Origin of the sequence: Oceanobacillus luteolus, from assembly GCF_042678205.1 — a bacterium.
GTDB lineage: Bacteria > Bacillota > Bacilli > Bacillales > Amphibacillaceae > Oceanobacillus > Oceanobacillus luteolus.
Genome location: NZ_JBHUDE010000167.1, coordinates 75,252 through 93,647, shown reverse-complemented (window position 1 = coordinate 93,647; position 18,396 = coordinate 75,252). Strand labels below are relative to the sequence as shown.

Annotated in this window: 18 protein-coding genes; 15 read left to right on the top strand and 3 right to left on the bottom strand. The window is 39.9% G+C overall.

Annotated features, from left to right (window positions below; all coding sequences use genetic code 11):
• Nucleotides 1-5 precede the first annotated feature (5 nt).
• The 5 genes from ACFSBH_RS21310 to ACFSBH_RS21290 all read left to right on the top strand — a co-directional run bounded on the left by ACFSBH_RS21310 (nt 6) and on the right by ACFSBH_RS21290 (nt 4,518).
• Complete coding sequence (locus tag ACFSBH_RS21310; protein WP_379599666.1) at nt 6-1,220, top strand: phosphopentomutase; 1,215 nt, start codon at nt 6-8, stop codon at nt 1,218-1,220.
• A gap of 11 nt (nt 1,221-1,231) precedes the next feature.
• Nucleotides 1,232-2,383: a YhfX family PLP-dependent enzyme gene (locus ACFSBH_RS21305; protein ID WP_251512305.1), complete on the top strand. Its 1,152-nt coding sequence runs from the start codon at nt 1,232-1,234 to the stop codon at nt 2,381-2,383.
• Nucleotides 2,384-2,476: 93 nt separating this feature from the next.
• Nucleotides 2,477-2,842, top strand: coding sequence for a PRD domain-containing protein (locus ACFSBH_RS21300; protein WP_251512304.1), 366 nt, complete (start codon nt 2,477-2,479; stop codon nt 2,840-2,842).
• 12 nt (nt 2,843-2,854) lie between these two features.
• Nucleotides 2,855-3,214: a DUF2620 domain-containing protein gene (locus tag ACFSBH_RS21295; RefSeq protein WP_251512303.1), complete on the top strand. Its 360-nt coding sequence runs from the start codon at nt 2,855-2,857 to the stop codon at nt 3,212-3,214.
• Between the two features lie 11 nt (nt 3,215-3,225).
• Entirely contained in the window at nt 3,226-4,518 is a 1,293-nt protein-coding gene (locus ACFSBH_RS21290) for a YhfT family protein (protein ID WP_379599663.1), read from the top strand.
• A 76-nt stretch (nt 4,519-4,594) separates the two neighbouring features.
• On the opposite strand, the gene ACFSBH_RS21285 is transcribed toward ACFSBH_RS21290, so the two are convergent.
• On the bottom strand, nt 4,595-5,692 hold the full coding sequence (locus tag ACFSBH_RS21285; RefSeq protein ID WP_379599661.1) for an ABC transporter ATP-binding protein: 1,098 nt from the start codon (nt 5,690-5,692) through the stop codon (nt 4,595-4,597).
• Nucleotides 5,693-6,048: 356 nt separating this feature from the next.
• On the opposite strand from ACFSBH_RS21285, the gene ACFSBH_RS21280 reads away from it, so the two are divergent.
• From ACFSBH_RS21280 to ACFSBH_RS21240, 9 genes are all read left to right on the top strand, one after another.
• Nucleotides 6,049-7,032, top strand: coding sequence for a LacI family DNA-binding transcriptional regulator (locus ACFSBH_RS21280; protein ID WP_251512300.1), 984 nt, complete (start codon nt 6,049-6,051; stop codon nt 7,030-7,032).
• Nucleotides 7,033-7,051: 19 nt separating this feature from the next.
• Entirely contained in the window at nt 7,052-7,807 is a 756-nt protein-coding gene (locus tag ACFSBH_RS21275) for an SDR family oxidoreductase (protein WP_251512299.1), read from the top strand.
• A gap of 169 nt (nt 7,808-7,976) precedes the next feature.
• A complete protein-coding gene (locus tag ACFSBH_RS21270; protein WP_379599658.1) occupies nt 7,977-9,329 on the top strand; it encodes an ABC transporter substrate-binding protein in 1,353 nt (450 codons plus the stop codon).
• A 92-nt stretch (nt 9,330-9,421) separates the two neighbouring features.
• Nucleotides 9,422-10,741: a carbohydrate ABC transporter permease gene (locus ACFSBH_RS21265; RefSeq protein WP_379599656.1), complete on the top strand. Its 1,320-nt coding sequence runs from the start codon at nt 9,422-9,424 to the stop codon at nt 10,739-10,741.
• 12 nt (nt 10,742-10,753) lie between these two features.
• Nucleotides 10,754-11,575 (top strand): carbohydrate ABC transporter permease, encoded by an 822-nt coding sequence (locus tag ACFSBH_RS21260; protein ID WP_379599654.1) that lies wholly within the window; start codon nt 10,754-10,756, stop codon nt 11,573-11,575.
• A gap of 22 nt (nt 11,576-11,597) precedes the next feature.
• Nucleotides 11,598-12,314: a ThuA domain-containing protein gene (locus ACFSBH_RS21255; RefSeq protein WP_379599652.1), complete on the top strand. Its 717-nt coding sequence runs from the start codon at nt 11,598-11,600 to the stop codon at nt 12,312-12,314.
• A 50-nt stretch (nt 12,315-12,364) separates the two neighbouring features.
• Entirely contained in the window at nt 12,365-13,387 is a 1,023-nt protein-coding gene (locus ACFSBH_RS21250; RefSeq protein WP_379599650.1) for a Gfo/Idh/MocA family protein, read from the top strand.
• A 55-nt stretch (nt 13,388-13,442) separates the two neighbouring features.
• Complete coding sequence (locus ACFSBH_RS21245; protein WP_379599648.1) at nt 13,443-14,483, top strand: Gfo/Idh/MocA family protein; 1,041 nt, start codon at nt 13,443-13,445, stop codon at nt 14,481-14,483.
• 39 nt (nt 14,484-14,522) lie between these two features.
• On the top strand, nt 14,523-15,491 hold the full coding sequence (locus ACFSBH_RS21240; protein ID WP_379599646.1) for a sugar phosphate isomerase/epimerase family protein: 969 nt from the start codon (nt 14,523-14,525) through the stop codon (nt 15,489-15,491).
• Nucleotides 15,492-15,537: 46 nt separating this feature from the next.
• Here the strand turns inward: ACFSBH_RS21240 and ACFSBH_RS21235 are convergent, their stop codons facing one another.
• A complete protein-coding gene (locus ACFSBH_RS21235; RefSeq protein ID WP_251512291.1) occupies nt 15,538-16,416 on the bottom strand; it encodes a PucR family transcriptional regulator in 879 nt (292 codons plus the stop codon).
• A gap of 190 nt (nt 16,417-16,606) precedes the next feature.
• Here ACFSBH_RS21235 and ACFSBH_RS21230 point away from each other — a divergent pair, with 190 nt between their 5' ends.
• Nucleotides 16,607-16,840, top strand: a complete 234-nt coding sequence (locus ACFSBH_RS21230) for an NINE protein (RefSeq protein ID WP_251512290.1) — start codon at nt 16,607-16,609, stop codon at nt 16,838-16,840.
• Between the two features lie 70 nt (nt 16,841-16,910).
• Here ACFSBH_RS21230 and ACFSBH_RS21225 read toward each other — a convergent pair whose 3' ends face one another.
• The gene (locus ACFSBH_RS21225) at nt 16,911-18,326 is read right to left on the bottom strand and encodes a YfcC family protein (protein ID WP_379599643.1); all 1,416 of its coding nucleotides are present in this window, start codon (nt 18,324-18,326) and stop codon (nt 16,911-16,913) included.
• Nucleotides 18,327-18,396: the final 70 nt, after the last annotated feature.

Sequence of the window (18,396 nt, the reverse complement as noted above, 5' to 3'; positions counted from 1 at the left end):
GTGCAGTGGAACGTAGGGTAATTATTTTAATCTTAGATAGTCTTGGCGTTGGGACAATGGAAGATGTGGAGGAATACCATCCTGAAGACCTCGGAGCTAATACTTTTTGCCATATCATTGACAGTATCCCATCCATAAACATACCAAATATGGAAAAGTTAGGAATCAATAATATTTTAAACCACCCAGCATTAACAAAGAAAGAGGGCCCATTAGCTAGTTATGGAAAACTTAACCTAATGCACCCGGGCGCCGATAGTTTTGAGGGGCATAACGAGATTATGGGGACTAAGCCGAAAAAAACATATCGAGCACCATTTATAGATAATTTACAGCATGTTAAGCGAGCATTAGAAGTGGAAAGATTCAAAGTAACGATACCGAAACAAGAGTTGCCTTATCTTTTGGTAAATGATCGGGTGATTGTTGCAGACAATATCGAAACAGACTATGGGCAAATTTATAATGTCACTGGACCATTGGACGAAATATCATACGAGGAAGTTTTGGAAATCGGTAAATGCGTTAGACAAAATGTTAAAGTTAACCGGGTGATCGCTCTAGGCGGGGAAAATGTTACTTCAGAACAGCTACAAAAGGTTGTTGAAAGAAGAGATGACGGTCTGGTTGGAGTAAACTCACCGAAATCGAATGTTTATAAACAGGGATATCAAGTAAGACACTTGGGGTTCGGTATATCACCAGAAAATCAGTTACCCATGATCGCTGTAAATGCAGGGCTAGATGTCTCGCTAATTGGTAAAATGCAAGATGTCATTTATTGTAAAGGGGCTTCCAAGTTTCCTGGAGTAGATACAGAGCAAGTTATGAAAGACATCATATCTGAAATGGACCATATCAAGCATGGACTTATAGCTGCAACTGTTCAAGAAACTGATTTGGCTGGGCATGCTCAGAATCCAAAACGCTATGCAAATCGAATTGAATTGGTAGACTATTATTTAACTTCATTGTTAAATAAAATGACCGATCAAGATCTATTGATTATGAGCGCTGACCATGGGAATGACCCGACCATTGGGCATAATCAGCATACAAGAGAAAAAACATTTCTATTAGCTTACCAGAAAAAAGCAAAGAGCGCATTTCTTGATGAAAGAAAGACATTATCAGATATCGCAGCAACTGGAGCAGATTTTTTGCAGCTCAATAAACCTGAAAATGGCACATCATTTCTCTCTTTAATGTCGAAACCGTAGGAGGAGAAAACATGTTTTTAGAAGCTACTTGGAAGAGAAACAGTAAATTAATTGAGGCATCCATCGATTTTCATCACCAAGGGTATATTTCTCCTAACACATATGTGGTAGACCTGGATACAGTAAAACAAAATGCTACAATTTTGGCCAGAGAAGCCAAAAAACAGGATATTGAACTGTTCTTTATGACAAAACAGTTAGGTCGGAATCCATTGGTCGCAAAGACAATTGTAGAAGCGGGGATTGAGAAAGCTGTAGCAGTAGATCCTTGGGAGGCAATAACATTGTATAATCATGGGATCCCTATAGGTCATGTCGGCCATCTTGTTCAAATTCCAAAGTGTATGGTCCATAGCATTCTAACACTTCATCCGGATTATATTACTGTTTTCAGCTATGAAAATGCTCGGATAATTAGTGATATTGCTTTAGAAGTGGGTAGGAGGCAAAAAGTATTTCTACGCATTGCTGATCTGGATAATTTTATTTATGACGGTCAAAAAGGCGGTTTTACAAATCAACAATTATTACGGGAAATCGATGAACTAATACAACTGGAAGGAATAGAAATTGCCGGCTTGACAAGCTTTCCATGTTTGCTGATTAAAGAAGATGAAGTGGAACCAACACCGAATGTTCAATCCATGTTAAAGGCAAAAGAATTATTGAAACGAAAAGGCTTTTCAAACATTGAAATGAATATGCCTAGTGCAACATCTACAGATACTCTCCCTTTATTGAAGGAGCTAGGTGCAACCCAAGGAGAGCCAGGACATGCATTTACAGGTTCAACCCCTTTGCATGCAGCGAAAGATTTACCGGAGTGTCCTGCAATGGTATATGTCTCTGAAGTGTCTCACGTTTATGATCGGCACTCTTATGTTTTTGGTGGTGGATTTTATCCTAGATCCCGTGTGGAGCACGCTCTTTTAGGTACAAATATAAATAATGTTAAAGAGGTGGAAGCTATTGAAAATAATCCATCTAATATCGATTATTATGGAACATTAAATACAAATAAAGCAAGGGTTGGGGACACCGTTATTTATGCATTTCGAACCCAAGCATTTGTGACCAATGCCCAATTAGCTATCGTAAAAAATCTTAACTCAAAACCTGAGTTAATTGGAATCTATGATGCTATGGGGAATCAGATTAGATGAAGTTTATAGAGTTTTGAAAGCGCTGTCTTATTTTTGGAAACTGATTAATTGGAGTGGATTTTAAAAGGCGTCATGACTAGAGGAGGAAAAGCAATGAATTTAGAATCGTATAAAGAGAGATTACAAATCTTGTTGGAGCAAGAAGTGATTAGCCAAAAATCATATGATGTTTCTTTACAAGCTTTCGAACAATTAATGGAGGCAATCGATAAAACAGATATCGAGCAAGCGGAAATGCTTTTCACTCATTTACCAATGGCGTTGGAAAGAAGAAAAAAAGGGGAAGAATTCCCTTCGCCAAGTTTAGAAATTAAGCGAGAAGTTAAAGGTTCCATTCATTATGATTTTGCCGTGGAACAAGTACGAATGGTCGAAGAACTATTGGATGACTCTCTACCTGAAGGAGAAAAACAATTTCTATATATGCATTTCACAAATGTATTAAATATAAATTTATGAGGAGGAAATAAAATGAAAATTGTAATTGGTGGTCAAGTTGAGAAGAAGGAAATTGAGAACCTGATTAAAGAATTAGATTCATCAATTGAAACGGTCATCAAATCTGATTTGGAAGCAGCTATGATAATGAAAACAAACCAAGCGGATTATTATCTTGGAGCATGTCATACCGGAGGCGGGGGAGCTTTGGCAATGGCGATTGCGATAATTGGTAGAGACAAATGTGAAACCGTATCGATGCCAGGAAAAAAGCCTAAGAATGAAAGTGTAATGGAAGCGGTAAAAAGTGGAAAAAAAGCTTTCGGATTTACAGGAGATCATGTGGATGCTGCAGTGCCTATGATTATTAATGCCATTAAAGAAAATAGATAGGAGGATTTTCCATGGAGACATTATTTGTCGTTTTAATTGGGATGGTTGCCGCCATTTTAGCCAATAGAAATATTGCTGTTTTTAACGATGGATTACGTCCGATTGTTTCCGAACATATTGAAGGTAGACTTAATAGAAGAGAACTTGGATTAACTGCCTTTGCAATGAGTTTTGGATTAGTAATTGGATTTGGTATACCGTTCACTATATCCGCTAGTATTATTTTGATTCATAGTATTTTATTAGGAACAGATATCATCGGACTTTTGACTCCTAAAAATAAATGGGGTACCCCTGTTGCCGCATTAATTGGAGGACTATATGGTTGGGGACTTATTGCAGGGTTAGAGGGATTTGTAAAATTATTTGATTACTTGCCGGTTAATTTCTTAGAGCCATTAGGTGAAGTTGGAACCCCTGTTGTCGTTACATTTATGGCTTTTCCAGCACTCGCAGTAGCAATGCAATTCGGGATTAAGAAAGGTGTTCTAACCTTCGTCGTAGCAGCACTCGTTAGGCAACTGGCAGTATTTGTGAACGAGCAAGGTTTAATTACAATTGGTGATAATGTAGTCTCCATCAACCAAGAAGGTATGGCATTAATTGTTGGAATGATTTTCTTATTTGTATATGCAATCAAAGAGAAAGCGTCAGAAGGGTCATCTGTCGATTTAGCTTCTCTCTTTAGTGATAAAGTAAGATCAATTAAAAAGAATGTAGTCTTTTTCATGGTTATCGGTGGTCTGATTGCCGGTGCTACAAACCTTATGTTAATGGCTGGTGATCCAATCTCGTTGAATCTATTATCTGAAGGCCAAACGGCGGATGCGGGAATCGCTGCAGCGGCGAGAGCGATTGGTTTTATTCCACTAGTCGCAAGTACAGCAATTGCTACTGGTGTTTACAGTCCTGTTGGATTTACCTTGATTTTTGTAGTCGGATTCTTCTCTCCAAATGTTTGGCTGGCACTTATTATTGGGGCAGCAATTATTTTCGCGGAGGTAATGCTATTAAGTTATATTGCTAGATTCCTAGATAAATATCCTGGAGTTCGTAATTCTGGGGAAAACATCCGTAATGCGATGACAAAGTTGCTTGAAGTTGCATTATTAATTGGTGGTGCAAATGCTTCTAATATGATTGCGCCAGGTTTCGGCTTTTTCTTCATTGCAGGTTTCTATCTGTTAAATGAAGTAGCAGGTCGTCCAATAGTAAGGATGGCGGTTGGACCGGTAGGGGCGATTGCTGTTGGTATAATTGCAAACATTTTAGTTGCGTTTGGGCTCATGACTATTCCGCAGTAGGCCAGGGTGATTATTTATTTTTTCTGAATGTAGAATGAAAATGGGAAAGCCTTGAATGGCTTTCCCATAGTGTGTATTACTTAATTCTTTCCTCAGTATCCGCATCAAAGAAATGAGCTTTATTCATATCGAATGCTAGGTCCATCGTATCTCCAGCCATAACATCAGTACGTGAATCAATTCGTGCTACGAAGTTTTGATCTCCCACTTTTGAGTATAAGAACGTTTCAGCACCGTTTAATTCCGCAACTTCAATTACAGTTGAAATCTTTGTTTCCGGTGTGGATTCGATGAAAACAAGTTCATCATGGATGTGCTCTGGACGCACTCCAAGTATGACTTCCTTACCGATATAATTATTGTCTTTCAGTACTTTCAGTTTTCCTTCTGGTATTTTAATTTTAACGTCACCAATTACAAAGTAAGAGTCTTGGATTACTCCATTGAAAAAGTTCATGGAAGGTGAGCCGATAAAGCCGCCGACAAATACATTATTCGGATTCTCATAAACCTCTGCGGGTGCTCCGATTTGCTGAATTTCCCCATCTCTCATTACAACGAGGCGGGTTGCCATCGTCATCGCTTCCGTTTGATCGTGTGTCACATAGATTGTTGTTGATTGCAGACGTCTATGCAACTTTTGAATTTCTGTACGCATTTGGACACGTAGCTTAGCGTCAAGGTTTGATAAAGGTTCGTCCATCAAGAATACTTTAGGATCACGGACAATCGCACGACCCAAAGCAACACGCTGACGTTGTCCTCCAGAAAGTGCTTTCGGTTTCCTGTCCAAGTATTCTTCCAATCCTAAAATTTTTGCAGCTTCCTGAACTCGGCGATCAATTTCAGCTTTCTTCATTTTTCTGAGTTTCAATCCGAATGCCATATTATCATATACACTCATATGCGGGTAAAGCGCATAGTTTTGGAAAACCATTGCGATGTCTCGGTCTTTCGGAGGGACATCATTCATTCTTTTATTATCGATATATAAATTTCCTTCCGTAATTTCTTCCAGGCCGGCAATCATCCGTAGGGTAGTAGATTTTCCACAACCTGAAGGTCCGACGAATACAATAAATTCCTTATCTTGAATATGTAGATTAAAATCCTTTACAGCGACTACTTCTTTGTCATACTTCTTTTGAATATGTTCCAATACTAATTCTGCCATTGAATACTCCCCCTATCAATTTTGAAAGCGTTTCATTATCTAATTCTAATTATAATAGATTAGTTGATTTGTTAAATAGTAAACGTGCACAAAGAGTGAAAGCGTTTTTATGCATATTTACAAGAAGGCCAATTTTTCTATTATTTTTGCTACTGGGTTTGCTATAATTAGATGATGTTCCATCCATCATGAAGAATTATCATACGATGAATATATCAAAAGGCTTAATTATCCAAGAATAAATGGCAAACTAGATAGTCATATAATCACATTGTCTTTAATACTGAAAAAATATATACTAATAATTAATATTGAAATCGATTACATTTGTTTAGAGATAGTCAAAGGGTGATTTAATGGCAAACATACAAAAGGTTGCAAAAAAAGCCGGGGTATCTGTTGCAACGGTTTCAAGAGTATTAAACAATCCGGATGTTGTAACGTTGAAAACGCGAACCAAAGTGGAACAAGCAATTCATGAATTGAATTATGAGCCAAGTGCACTTGGCAGGAATCTAAGGACTTCTAGAAGCAGACTACTCCTTGTCTTGTTGCCGAGCATTTCTAATCCATTTTATACAGAAATCATTAATGGAATTGAAGATACGGCGATTGAAGAGGGATATAATATTCTCCTTTGTGAAACGGATTCCAACCCTGAAAGGGAAAACATTTATTTTAATATGGTGAAAAACCGATTGGCTGAAGGAATTATTTCAATGGACCCCACGGTGAATAAAAAAACATTGACTGACCTTGCCAAAGATTATCCAATCGTACAATGCAGTGAATATGATGAAGATGGAACGATTTGTTATGTATCCATCGACAATGAACTGGCAGCTTATCATGCGGTCAGGCACCTCATCAAGCTGGGTCATGAAAAAATTGCTCTCATCAATTCGGATGAAAAATTTTTATACGCCCGTGAACGTTACCGTGGATTTCAAAAAGCGATGGAAGAATTTGAGTTGCCGATTCGTCCAGAGTGGATCCTTAATATGGAAAACGTAAAATTTGAAGATGGTCAACAAGCGATGAAAGGATTATTAAAACAAGAAGTACGGCCGACTGCAGTGTTTGCGGTATCTGATGTGTTGGCGATTGGAGCTTTAAAAGAGCTTAATATCAATCAAATACGTGTACCGGAGGATATCGCCCTGGTAGGGTTTGATAAGATCGTTTTCTCCAATATGACCCATCCGACTTTAACTACGATTTCACAGCCTATGTATAAAATGGGGTCCATTTCCGCGAATATGCTTATTAATAAAATTAAGGGAAAAGCAGTGGAAAGTGTCATTTTAGAGCACGAACTCGTTATTCGTGAATCGACATAAAGTTTTTGGGGGTGTAGATATGAACCAAACGACTGAACGTATTGCTTTAGTTACTGGAGTGAGTCATGAAAAAGGAATAGGAAGGGCGATCAGTAAAAAACTGGCAGAAGAAAAATATGATGTTTTCTTCACTTATTGGCAAACAAAGTCAGACTGGCCCAATCAGTTTATTCAAGAAATCAGGGATTCGGGAGTCCGTTGTGCAGGAATGGAAATTGATTTGGCGCATGAAGATGCTCCCTATCAGCTGCTTGATGAAGTTGAACGCACACTGGGGCTTCCTAATGTTATTGTAAATAATGCAGCTTACTCCTTAAATGACGGATATAAGAATCTTGATGTAAAGCTGCTCGATGATCATTATGCCGTCAATATGCGTACCCCTATTTTACTCAGTACCGAATTTGCCAAACGTTTTCAACAGAATAACAAAACTTATGGGCGTATTATTAATATGACTTCCGGCCAAGCATTAGGACCTATGACAGGAGAGTTGGCCTATGTCGCGACAAAAGGAGCAATATCAGCATTTACGCTATCCCTTTCTGCAGAGTTGGCACCGCTTGGGATTACGGTAAATGCAGTGAATCCAGGGCCAACCGATACGGGTTGGATGACGGAGCAGTTGAAACAGGAGTTGCTGCCGAAGTTTTTAATGGGGAGAATTGGCCAACCTGAAGATGCTGCACGGTTGGTTGCGTTCCTTGCGAGTGAAGAAGCGGAATGGATAACAGGACAAGTTATTAATTCGGAAGGTGGATTCTATAGAAAGTAGGCAATGATATAGTCATTTCCGTTTTATGTATTTAGAATCTTTTCATTATTTTAATGAAAACCATTGACAAGTGTCTATTTTATCTTATAATTATGGGTAAACATGTAATCGATTACATTTCACTTTTTTCTAGTGTCATGAAAACGCTTTATCAATAGGAGGGGACAAATTGAAATTAACGAGGAAGTTTCTAGCATTTTTACTTATCATTGTTCTAGCTGTAGTACTTGTTGCATGTGGTGATGAAGAGGATGGACAAGCCGATGATACGTCAAACAACGATAATCAGACGGAAGCGGAGACTGAAACGGAAAGTAAGTCAGAAGAGGAAGCTGAAGGTGATGAAGAACAAGTCACTTTAGTTTATGCTCGTGGTTTGGATACAACGGGTGCAAGTGAAAAGTTGGTTCAAGCGTTTGAAGAAAAACATCCTCACATTAAGATTGAATTCCGTGAGATGCCAGCAGATACTGGAGAATCCCACGATCAATACGTGACGATGTTCAGCTCGCAAAGTTCTGAAATTGATGTGTTCGATGCGGACGTCATTTGGCCGGCTGAATTTGCACAAGCTAACTATATATTAGAATTGGACCGCTTCATTGAAAGAGACGGCATAGATATGGATGCTTATTTCCCAGGAACAGTTGCTGCTGGAAATTATAACGGTAAGCAATGGGCCATGCCGAAGTTCACTGATGCAGGAGTATTTTATTATCGATCAGATATCGTAGACAGTCCTCCGGAAACATGGGATGAATTGATTGAAATGGCAGCGGAATTGCAAGGTGAAGAAGGCACGGAATTTGGCTATATTATGCAAGCAGCTCAATATGAAGGTTTGATCACAGGAGCAATTGAGTACATTGCTTCCTACGGTGGCCAAATTATTGATGAAGATAATAATGTAGTTGTCGATAGTCCAGAAACCGTTAAAGCAATTGAAAAAATGCAGGAAATCGTAAATTCTGATTTTGTACCTGACAATATTCTTAATTTCCAAGAAGTAGAGACTGAGAATGCGTTTATTGAAGGAAAATCGGTCTTTGCACGTAACTGGCCGTATATGCAAGCGTCTTCTGAAGATGAGTCAAGATCTAAAGTCGTTGGAAATGTAGAAATTGCAACACTACCAGCGGGCGATGCGGGAGTAGCTTCCTCATTAGGTGGTTGGATGGGCATGATCAACCGCTATACAGAACATCCAGAAGAAGCTTGGGAATTCCTGAAATTTATGACGGGACCAGAAGGGCAAAAAATCACAGCAATCGAGGGTGGTTCAGCTCCAACACTTCAAGAACTGTATGAGGATGAAGAAGTGAAGAATGCACGTCCATTGTTTGCAAATCCTGAGTTTGTTGCCACTCTCGAAAATGCTGTACCAAGACCAGTTTCACCGATTTATCCAGAAGTATCTGATATTATGCAAATTGAAATCTCCAAAGCGTTGACAGGAGATCAAACAGCGGAAGAGGCTGCTAAGAACATGCAGACGAAGATTGAAGAGGCGATGCAGGAGTAAGTCTGTAGTGCATTGAAAAACAAAAGCAAGATGGGCATTACTCTCATCTTGCTTTTCTATTAATCTATTGTTCTCAAGCGAGGGGGTATCCTATGAAAAAGAGAGATCGGCGTTCATTCCAATTAAGTGAAAAACAGCTCGGATATGCTATGGTCCTCCCATCGCTTATTCTGATTTTTGCTGTTGTGTTGTGGCCGGTAGCTCAATCTTTTTACAATAGCTTGTTTGATTATCGGTTGAACGATCCGACGCGATCCCAGCGTATGTTAAGTTCCAATATTGATTTGGAACGCTATGTCGATAATTACTTTTATATTAATAGTCAGTTGAATAATCTAAGCAATGAAACAGACGATGCAGACATCCAACAAAGTATTCGTACGATTCACGAAGGAGTGGAAGAGCATCACTCAGAGTTGATCAGTGACGAAGAAATCAATTCAAAGGTGGAGCAGATTGATGAACTGTTGATGAGTTTTACTCCTGTACGGGATTCAGAATTGAAATATGCCAAAATTGACAATGATTTTGCGGAAGATTATCGACAAGACTTATTGTCCTATTCAGAAGAATTGTCAGCTATTGCTGAATCCAGCGGTAACGAAAAATTCCAGCAAACGGCAGATTTATTACATACAACATCCGGAAACATTCTTGAGTCGAATTTTGTTGGATTTTCCAATTATGTAGACTACTTGAAGGATGCTCGGATGTGGAGTTCGTTGTGGAATACTACATTTTTTACGGTTGTGTCCGTATCCCTTGAGTTGGCAATAGGACTAGGAGTTGCTCTACTAATCAACCGAGCTTTTAAAGGTAGGGGGCTTGTTCGTACCTCCATTCTTGTCCCTTGGGCGATTCCGACGGCAGTTGCTGCGATGATGTGGGGCTTTCTATATGATGGGCAGTCAGGTATTGTCGCGCATTATCTAAGTGCCTTAAATATCATCCCAGGTGCTTCTTGGTTATTATCCACTTCATCTGGTGGTATGTTTTCTATTATTCTAGCAGATGTTTGGAAAACAACACCGTATATGGCGCTTCTGCTATTGGCAGGTTTACAGACGATACCGAATTCATTATATGAAGCGGCAAATGTGGATGGAGCCAATAAGTGGCAACAATTTTGGAAAATTACATTACCGTTGCTGAAGCCTGCTATCTTAGTAGCATTACTGTTTAGAACGTTGGATGCTTTCCGTGTGTTCGACTTGATCTATGTGTTGACAGGTGGAGGTCCAGCAAATGCTACAGAATCCATTTCCGTATACGCATATAAAACGTTGTTTGCGCAACAGAACTTTGGTGAAGGATCCACACTTTCAGTAATTGTCTTCATTTGTGTAGCTATTATCAGTTTTGCGTATGTGAAAATCATCGGTTCTGATCTCTTTGATAGAGGAGCGAAATGAGGAGGGTAGCAGATGAATAAACGAACTGGATTTGGTTTTTATTTCTTTTTGATTATCTTTGTATTTATCGTCATGTTTCCATTTTTCTGGGTGTTTTTGACATCGATAAAGCCAGTGGGGGAGATTTTCTCATCTTATAAATGGTTTACGACGAATCCGACACTGGATTCTTATGAGGCTGCACTAACAAACCGTCCGTTGCTCAGGTATATGTTGAACAGCTTTGTCGTGTCGGGCGTGACGACGGTATTGGCACTGACATTTGCTTCTTTTACTGCATATGCAGTGACAAGACTGCCTATTAAAGGGAAAGGATTGATTCTCGGGCTTGTTCTCGCATCATCCATGTTCCCACAAATTGCAATTATTTCACCAATCTTTAATTTAGTTACGGATCTTGGACTTCGTAATAGTTATCCAGGATTAGTGCTTCCGTATATAACGATTACATTGCCCTTAGCAATATGGATTTTATCTACTTTTTTCAAGAGAATTCCGTTTGAGTTGGACGAATCAGCAAAGCTGGATGGAGCCACACCTTTTCAAACGTTTCGAAAAGTTATTTTTCCGCTGGCGGCACCAGGAGTGTTTACAACGGGAATTCTAGTTTTTATTGCGGCTTGGAATGAATACTTATTCGCGCTGACCATTAATAGTGACGACAGATGGAGGACGATACCAGTCGGTATTTCTATGTATCAAAGCCAGTATTCAATTCCATGGGGAGACATTACCGCCGCGACAGTCATTGTGACGATTCCAATCGTCATTCTTGTATTGATTTTCCAGCGTCGAATTGTATCTGGATTGACCTCAGGATCTGTAAAAGAGTAACCAATATAATGGAGTGATTACGATGAAAATTACTGTATGGAATGAAAATCGCCATGAAAAAACCAACCCGGTTGTAGCGGAAATTTACCCGGAAGGTATTCATGGTACGATTGCAGCATTTTTAGAGGATGCTGGACACCAAGTGCAAACTGCTACACTGGACGAGCCTGAACATGGTCTTACTAACACTGTTCTACAAGAAACCGATGTTTTAGTTTGGTGGGGACATGTGGCACACGATGAAGTGGATGACACCGCTGTTGAAAAAGTGGTACAACGTGTCCACGACGGGATGGGCTTAATCGTTCTGCATTCCGGTCATTTTTCCAAGGTTTTCAAAAAGTTGATGGGTACTTCCTGTGACTTAAAATGGCGGGAAGCTGATGAGAAGGAAAGGGTTTGGGTAGTTGATCCAACACATCCGATTACAGAAGGACTAGGTGAATATATCGAACTTGAAAAAGAAGAAATGTACGGTGAACATTTTGATATTCCAACACCCGATGAACTTGTATTTGTCAGCTGGTTTGCAGGCGGAGAAGTTTTCCGCAGCGGAGCAACATTCAAACGGGGTCGAGGTAAGATTTTTTACTTCCGTCCTGGACATGAAACGTATCCAACCTATCATCAGAAAGACATTCAGCAAGTCATTAAAAATGCAGCAAACTGGGCTGCGAATAACAATACGCCAAAACCGGTACGTGGAAATGCAGAGCCGTTGGAAGATTTATCAAGATAATTACTAAAGAATGATATAGGATTATACAATGAAATGAGGAGTGGATATCTATGACAAAGTTACGGATTGCTGTCATTGGTTGTGGCAGCATTGCAAAACATCGCCATTTAGTGGAACATGCCAACAATCCTAATGTGGATATTGTAGCTGTGTGTGACATTGTTGAGGAACGGGCACAAGCAGCGGCGGAACAATACGGAGCTGTTGCTTATACAGATTATGAAGAACTGCTTGCAACAGAAAATATTGATGCAGTAAGTGTTTGTCTTCCGAACTACCTGCATGCACCAGTTTCCATTGCAGCCCTAAATGCAGGCTGTCATGTATTATGCGAAAAGCCGATGGCAACGTCAAGAGAAGAAGCCGACCAGATGATAGAAGCGGCAAAGAAAAATGGTAAGAAACTGATGATAGCACATAATCAGCGGTTTGTCTCCTCACATCAAAAAGCAAAAGAGCTGATTGAAAATGGAGACGCCGGTAAAATTTACAGTTTCCGAACGACTTTTGGCCATGGTGGTCCGGAAAACTGGAGTGCTGACGGAGCAAACAGTTGGTTTTTCAATAAAGAGCAAGCCTTTATTGGGGCGATGGGAGATCTTGGTGTACATAAGGCCGATTTAATCCGCTACGTATTAAATGATGAATTCGTTGAAGTTGCTGCTTTTGTGGAAACAGCGGCGAAAGAAAATACTGATGTGGACGATCAAGCGGTTGTCATCCTAAAATCTGCGCGTGGTGTTATCGGAACGTTGACAGCGAGCTGGGCATTTAATGCAAAAGAAGATAACTCCACAGTGATCTATGGTGAAAAAGCGATTCTAAGATTAGAAGATGATCCGGAGTACTCGCTAATTGTAGAGTATACAAACGGAGAGGTTGTTAAGTACAAGTTAAGCGGCATCCAGTCTAATGAGGAGGGTGGTCAGACAACAACACATGTGATTGACCATTTTATCGATTCCATACTAAATGACACGGAGCCGCTGATAAACGGAGAAGAAGGTAAAAAGTCATTGGAAGTAATTCTTGCTGCGCTTGAATCCGCAGAGAAGAAAAGTATTGTTGGATAAACGTTCTGTCCTTAAAGAATAGTGAAAAAGTCAATTTAGTAAAGAAGGGTTTCTTATGACAAAATTGAAAATGGGCATTATCGGAGTTGGGGGAATTGCACAGGGTCGCCATATCCCTGCCTATCAGAAGCTCCAAGAAAAGGTGGAGTTGATTGCGGTTCATGATATCGACGTGGAGCGAGCGAAGGAAGTTTCTCGGCGTTACAATATTCCACAGGTATTCGAGCACTACCAAGATTTATTTGCCGCAGTCGATGCAGTTACGATTTGTACACCAAATAAATTCCACGCAGAAGCTGCAATTGCTGCATTGGAAGCTGGAGTCCATGTGTTATGTGAAAAGCCGATGGCGGTATCCGTGGAAGAATGCGAGAGAATGATTGCCGCCGCAAGGAAGACGAAAAAGCTATTAGCCATCGCTTATCATTATCGTTTTACAGATGCCGGTAAGGTAGCAAAAGAAGCAGTGAAGGCGAATGAAATCGGTGATCCATTAGTCACAAGGGTGCAAGCTCTTCGTAGAAGGAAGGTTCCTGGCTGGGGTGTGTTTACGAATAAAGAACTTCAAGGTGGTGGCAGTCTGATTGACTATGGTTGTCATTTCCTTGATTTAGCTCTGTGGCTGCTCGATAAATCGGAGCCAGTGGAAGTCATGGGATCGACATATAATCGGTTAAGTAAAACCCCTGGTCAGATCAATGAATGGGGTTCATTCAATCCAGAGACATTTAATGTGGATGATCATGTTTCTGCATATATTAAATTTGCTGATGGAGCTTCGATGCTGTTTGAATGCTCATGGGCAGCCAATATTAAGGAAGATACAAATCACTTAAGCATTTCGGGTTCAGCAGGGGGGCTAAATGTTTTTCCGTTTGAACTTTACAAGCCGAATTTCGGAACTTTTGTAACAAGTGAAGCGAAGGCTGAACTCAACGAGGAAGCGGCTGGTTATCACCAAGCTGAAAATTTTGTGGATAGTTGTTTAGGAAATGCGGAATTAGTCGTCAAACCGGAGCAGGCTTTAATGGTGACGAAGGTGATTGAAGCGATTTATGAAAGCAGTGAAACGGGGACTAGCGTCAAGCTTAATTGAACCTGAGAATATAAATATTATCACTTGGAGGGATTATATATGAAACTAGGTGTATTCACTGTTCTATTTGCGGATAAGTCATTGGATGACATGCTGGATTATGTAAGAGATGCAGGTTTACAGGCAGTGGAGATTGGGACTGGTGGAAATCCAGGAAACGCACATTGCAATCTCGATGAATTGCTGGAAAGTGAAGACAAGCGCAAAGAATATCTAGAGAAAATCCATTCCCGTGGCCTTACGATTAGTGCGTTCAGTTGTCATGATAATCCTATTTCACCTGATGAAAAGCAAGCACAATCAGCACATGATACTTTTGTGAAGACAGTAAGATTGGCAGAGTTGATGGGAGTACCAGTAGTTAATACGTTTTCAGGCACTCCTGGGTCGAATGAGGATTCGAAATATCCAAACTGGCCAGTCACTCCTTGGCCGACTGAATACAGTGATATCTTGAAGTGGCAATGGGAAGAGAAACTTATTCCGTATTGGAAAGAGGCAGGACAGTTTGCTGAGGACCATGGAGTGAAGGTAGGAATTGAATTACATGCCGGTTTCCTCGTCCATACCCCATATACGATGTTGAAATTGCGTGAAGCAACGAATGACGCTGTTGGTGCGAATTTCGATCCGAGTCACTTGTGGTGGCAAGGGATTGACCCTGTTGCTGCAATAAAAATACTTGGTAAAGAAAATGCGATTCACCATTTCCATGCGAAGGACACTTATATCGATCAAGATAATGTGAACATGTACGGACTTACTGATATGCAGCCTTATTCCTCAGTACAGACACGTTCGTGGACGTTCCGTTCGGTTGGTTATGGCCATAGTATTCAGGAATGGACTAATATAGTCAGTGCATTACGGACCTATGGTTATGATTATGTCATCAGTGTAGAACATGAAGATCCGATCATGTCGATTGAGGAAGGATTTGCCCAAGCAGTCAAGAATTTGAAACAGGTGAATATAGTAGAAAAACCTGCAGATATGTGGTGGGCATAGTACAATGGAGCTGGAAGATATGTTATCCTCCAGCTCCATATTTCTATTATTTAATAAGCAATGCCAAATAGGCTGTCAATGCGTGATGGAACTTACGGATATCCAAACCTGTCTTTTCGTGGAACTTTTCAATCCGATATTGCAGGCTATTACGATGCATGTACAACTTCTTCGCTGCAACAGATACATTGAGATCGCTTTTCAGAAATACTTCCATCATGTTCAGGAACTCGGGATCATCTTTAAATTCTTGCGATACTAACTGATTCAAATCTTCTTTTAAAGTAGGTGTCAATTGCTCAATCAGCATAAAAGGGATTGCTTCGACGTAAGCAACGACATTATTTTCCGAGTAAGAAAATACGGTTTCCGCTTGGGAAACGAGGCGTTCAACATGATGCTTCGTGTGACGCAAACTGGTTTGATAAGGACCTACAAAAAAACGAATGTTGATGTAAAGGTCACTCATTAAAACGTCAATAATTTCGCTTAATGAAATAAGCTCTTCTCCATCATCTTCCTTGAAATCCACAATGATTCCTTCTGTTTTACTCTTCCATAGAATAACGACATCTCGTTCAAATAATTGATTGATTGCATCCTTAAAGGTCGTAGGTTGGATTTGCTTTTTAGGAAATTGAAAATAAATAAAGCGAAATGGTGTCTCAAGATCATGGACTTCGCTTTCTGATTCAATGAGTGTTGACCAGTATTTTTCTTCTTCCGTCATGGGAGGGAATTCATCTTCCAATGGCTGGAGGAACATATGTAAAAGTGCCAATTCCTTGTCGTTTAATTCTATAGGATCGATTCCAATGACATGTCCATTATCTGCCATGAACCATGTAAGTTGTTGATTGAGATTTCTTGGAATTGATTCATAGTATTGCAAAGATGGAAAGTGTTTTTTTAGTTTGTCTTTCATAGTTGCACCTTCCTTTCGGTGATTCACTCTATATCGAGCTATAATTATTTTAAAATTTTTGGTATTTCATTTATTTTAACATACTATAAGGAAAGGATTGATGATTAATCATTAGGTTTTGGAGTGTTCATGATAAAATTAGGGAAATACTTATACCATAAAGAGATGGACTATGTCAGGAGGCGACAAAATGTATCAAAAAAATATAGCACTTGCTTATGTATTATTGGTTTTCCTAGGGACGTTTGGGATTCACCGGTTTTATACAGGCAGAGTGGCAACTGGTATCATGCAATTATTGTTAGGCTTGATCGGTTGGGGAACGACCTGGATATTAATTGGATATGTTCCGTTAGGTTTTCTATTTTTATGGTTGTTTATTGATATCTTTCTTTTACCGGGAATGTGTAGGAATCCAAGGTAAGAAAGGAATACAAAAAAACTCGCACGGTTGTGCGAGTTTTTTGTGGTTTAAAGGATGTTTGACATTCAAGTCATGTATAGTTCATCCATTGAGCGATAAGCAGGAAGACGATGGCGAGACTATACCATATGAGGAGAAGTTTCCAAATGAACTTCACCCATTTCTCCCATGCGATGCCAGCAATTGCTAATGCAGCCATGAAATATCCAGAAGTCGGGTAGAAGATGTTGGCAAATCCATCTCCAAACAAGAAGGCAAGTACAGCCACTTGTCGCGTTACACCAGATAAATCCGCAAGTCCCGACATAATTGGCATGGTGACCATGGCTTGTCCGCTTCCAGATGGAATGAAGAAGTTGATGATTCCTTGCACAACAAACATAATGACTGCTGTAATCTCACTCGGCATCGACGCTACTACGTTCCCGGCAGCATAGATAAGGGTATCCATAATGTTCCCGTCGTTGAGAACAACGGCAATACCACGGGCAATCCCAACGACAAGGGCGCCGAGAATAATATTTTTAAATCCTTCGACGAAAGATTCCGCAATCTGTGTTCCGTTGAGACCTCCAACAATCCCAACAGCAACACCTGTCAGAATGTACAAACCTGCCAATTCACGGAAATACCAGCCATGTACGAGGAGTCCACAAATTAAAACACCAAATGCAATTAGTAAAATGAACGAAGCGGCGATTTGTCGCTTCGTCGCTTTTTGTTCGCCATTATCTTCCACTACATTATTTTGTATCCGTTCGTATTCATCGTATGTAACACTTAATTCAGGATTATCACGTACTTTCTTCGCATAGCGCATGACATAGAAAATTCCAATGGTCAGTATAGTGATCAGCATGATAATACGGTAGTTCATACCGGAGTATAATGGAAGCTGGGATACTTGCTGGGCAACCCCGACGTTTGCGGGTGAAGTGATTCCGAGAGTAAACCCAGCAACCGTAGCTATGAGTACTGTTGCAGCTGCTGTAACTTTATCAAAACCTAGTCGTAAGATGAGAGGTAAAATGGCAGGTAAATAAATTAATGATAATTCGATTTGACTTGTAAATGCAGTTATAAGTGCGAAAGGTATCATTAATATGGGAATAACAATTAAACCCCGATTGGCAAAGGTGTTTGCGAGTTTTCCGACACCGAGGTTGATGATGCCAGTCCTCTCGATAACAGCAAACATCCCACCGATAATAATGATCCCGAAAACAATTTCCGCTGTTTCAATAAGTCCATTTGGTATGGCGAGCATAAAGCCAAATAAATCAACTGGAGTACGGTCGATATACTCGAAAGATTCGGGATCAATTACTTCCATTCCTTCTTCGTTCGTTACACGCTCATATGATCCAGCTGGTACAATGTAAGTAGCTAAGGAGGCTAAAAATATGAGTACAAATAGAAGTACAAAAATATGAGGTACCCAGGATTTTTTCTGAGGTTCAATATGATGTTTTTCCGTCTTTTGCATGAATAATCACCTTTTATTCGTTTATTTCTATTGAATTTACCATTAAATTTAGAAAAAAACAATAATAATC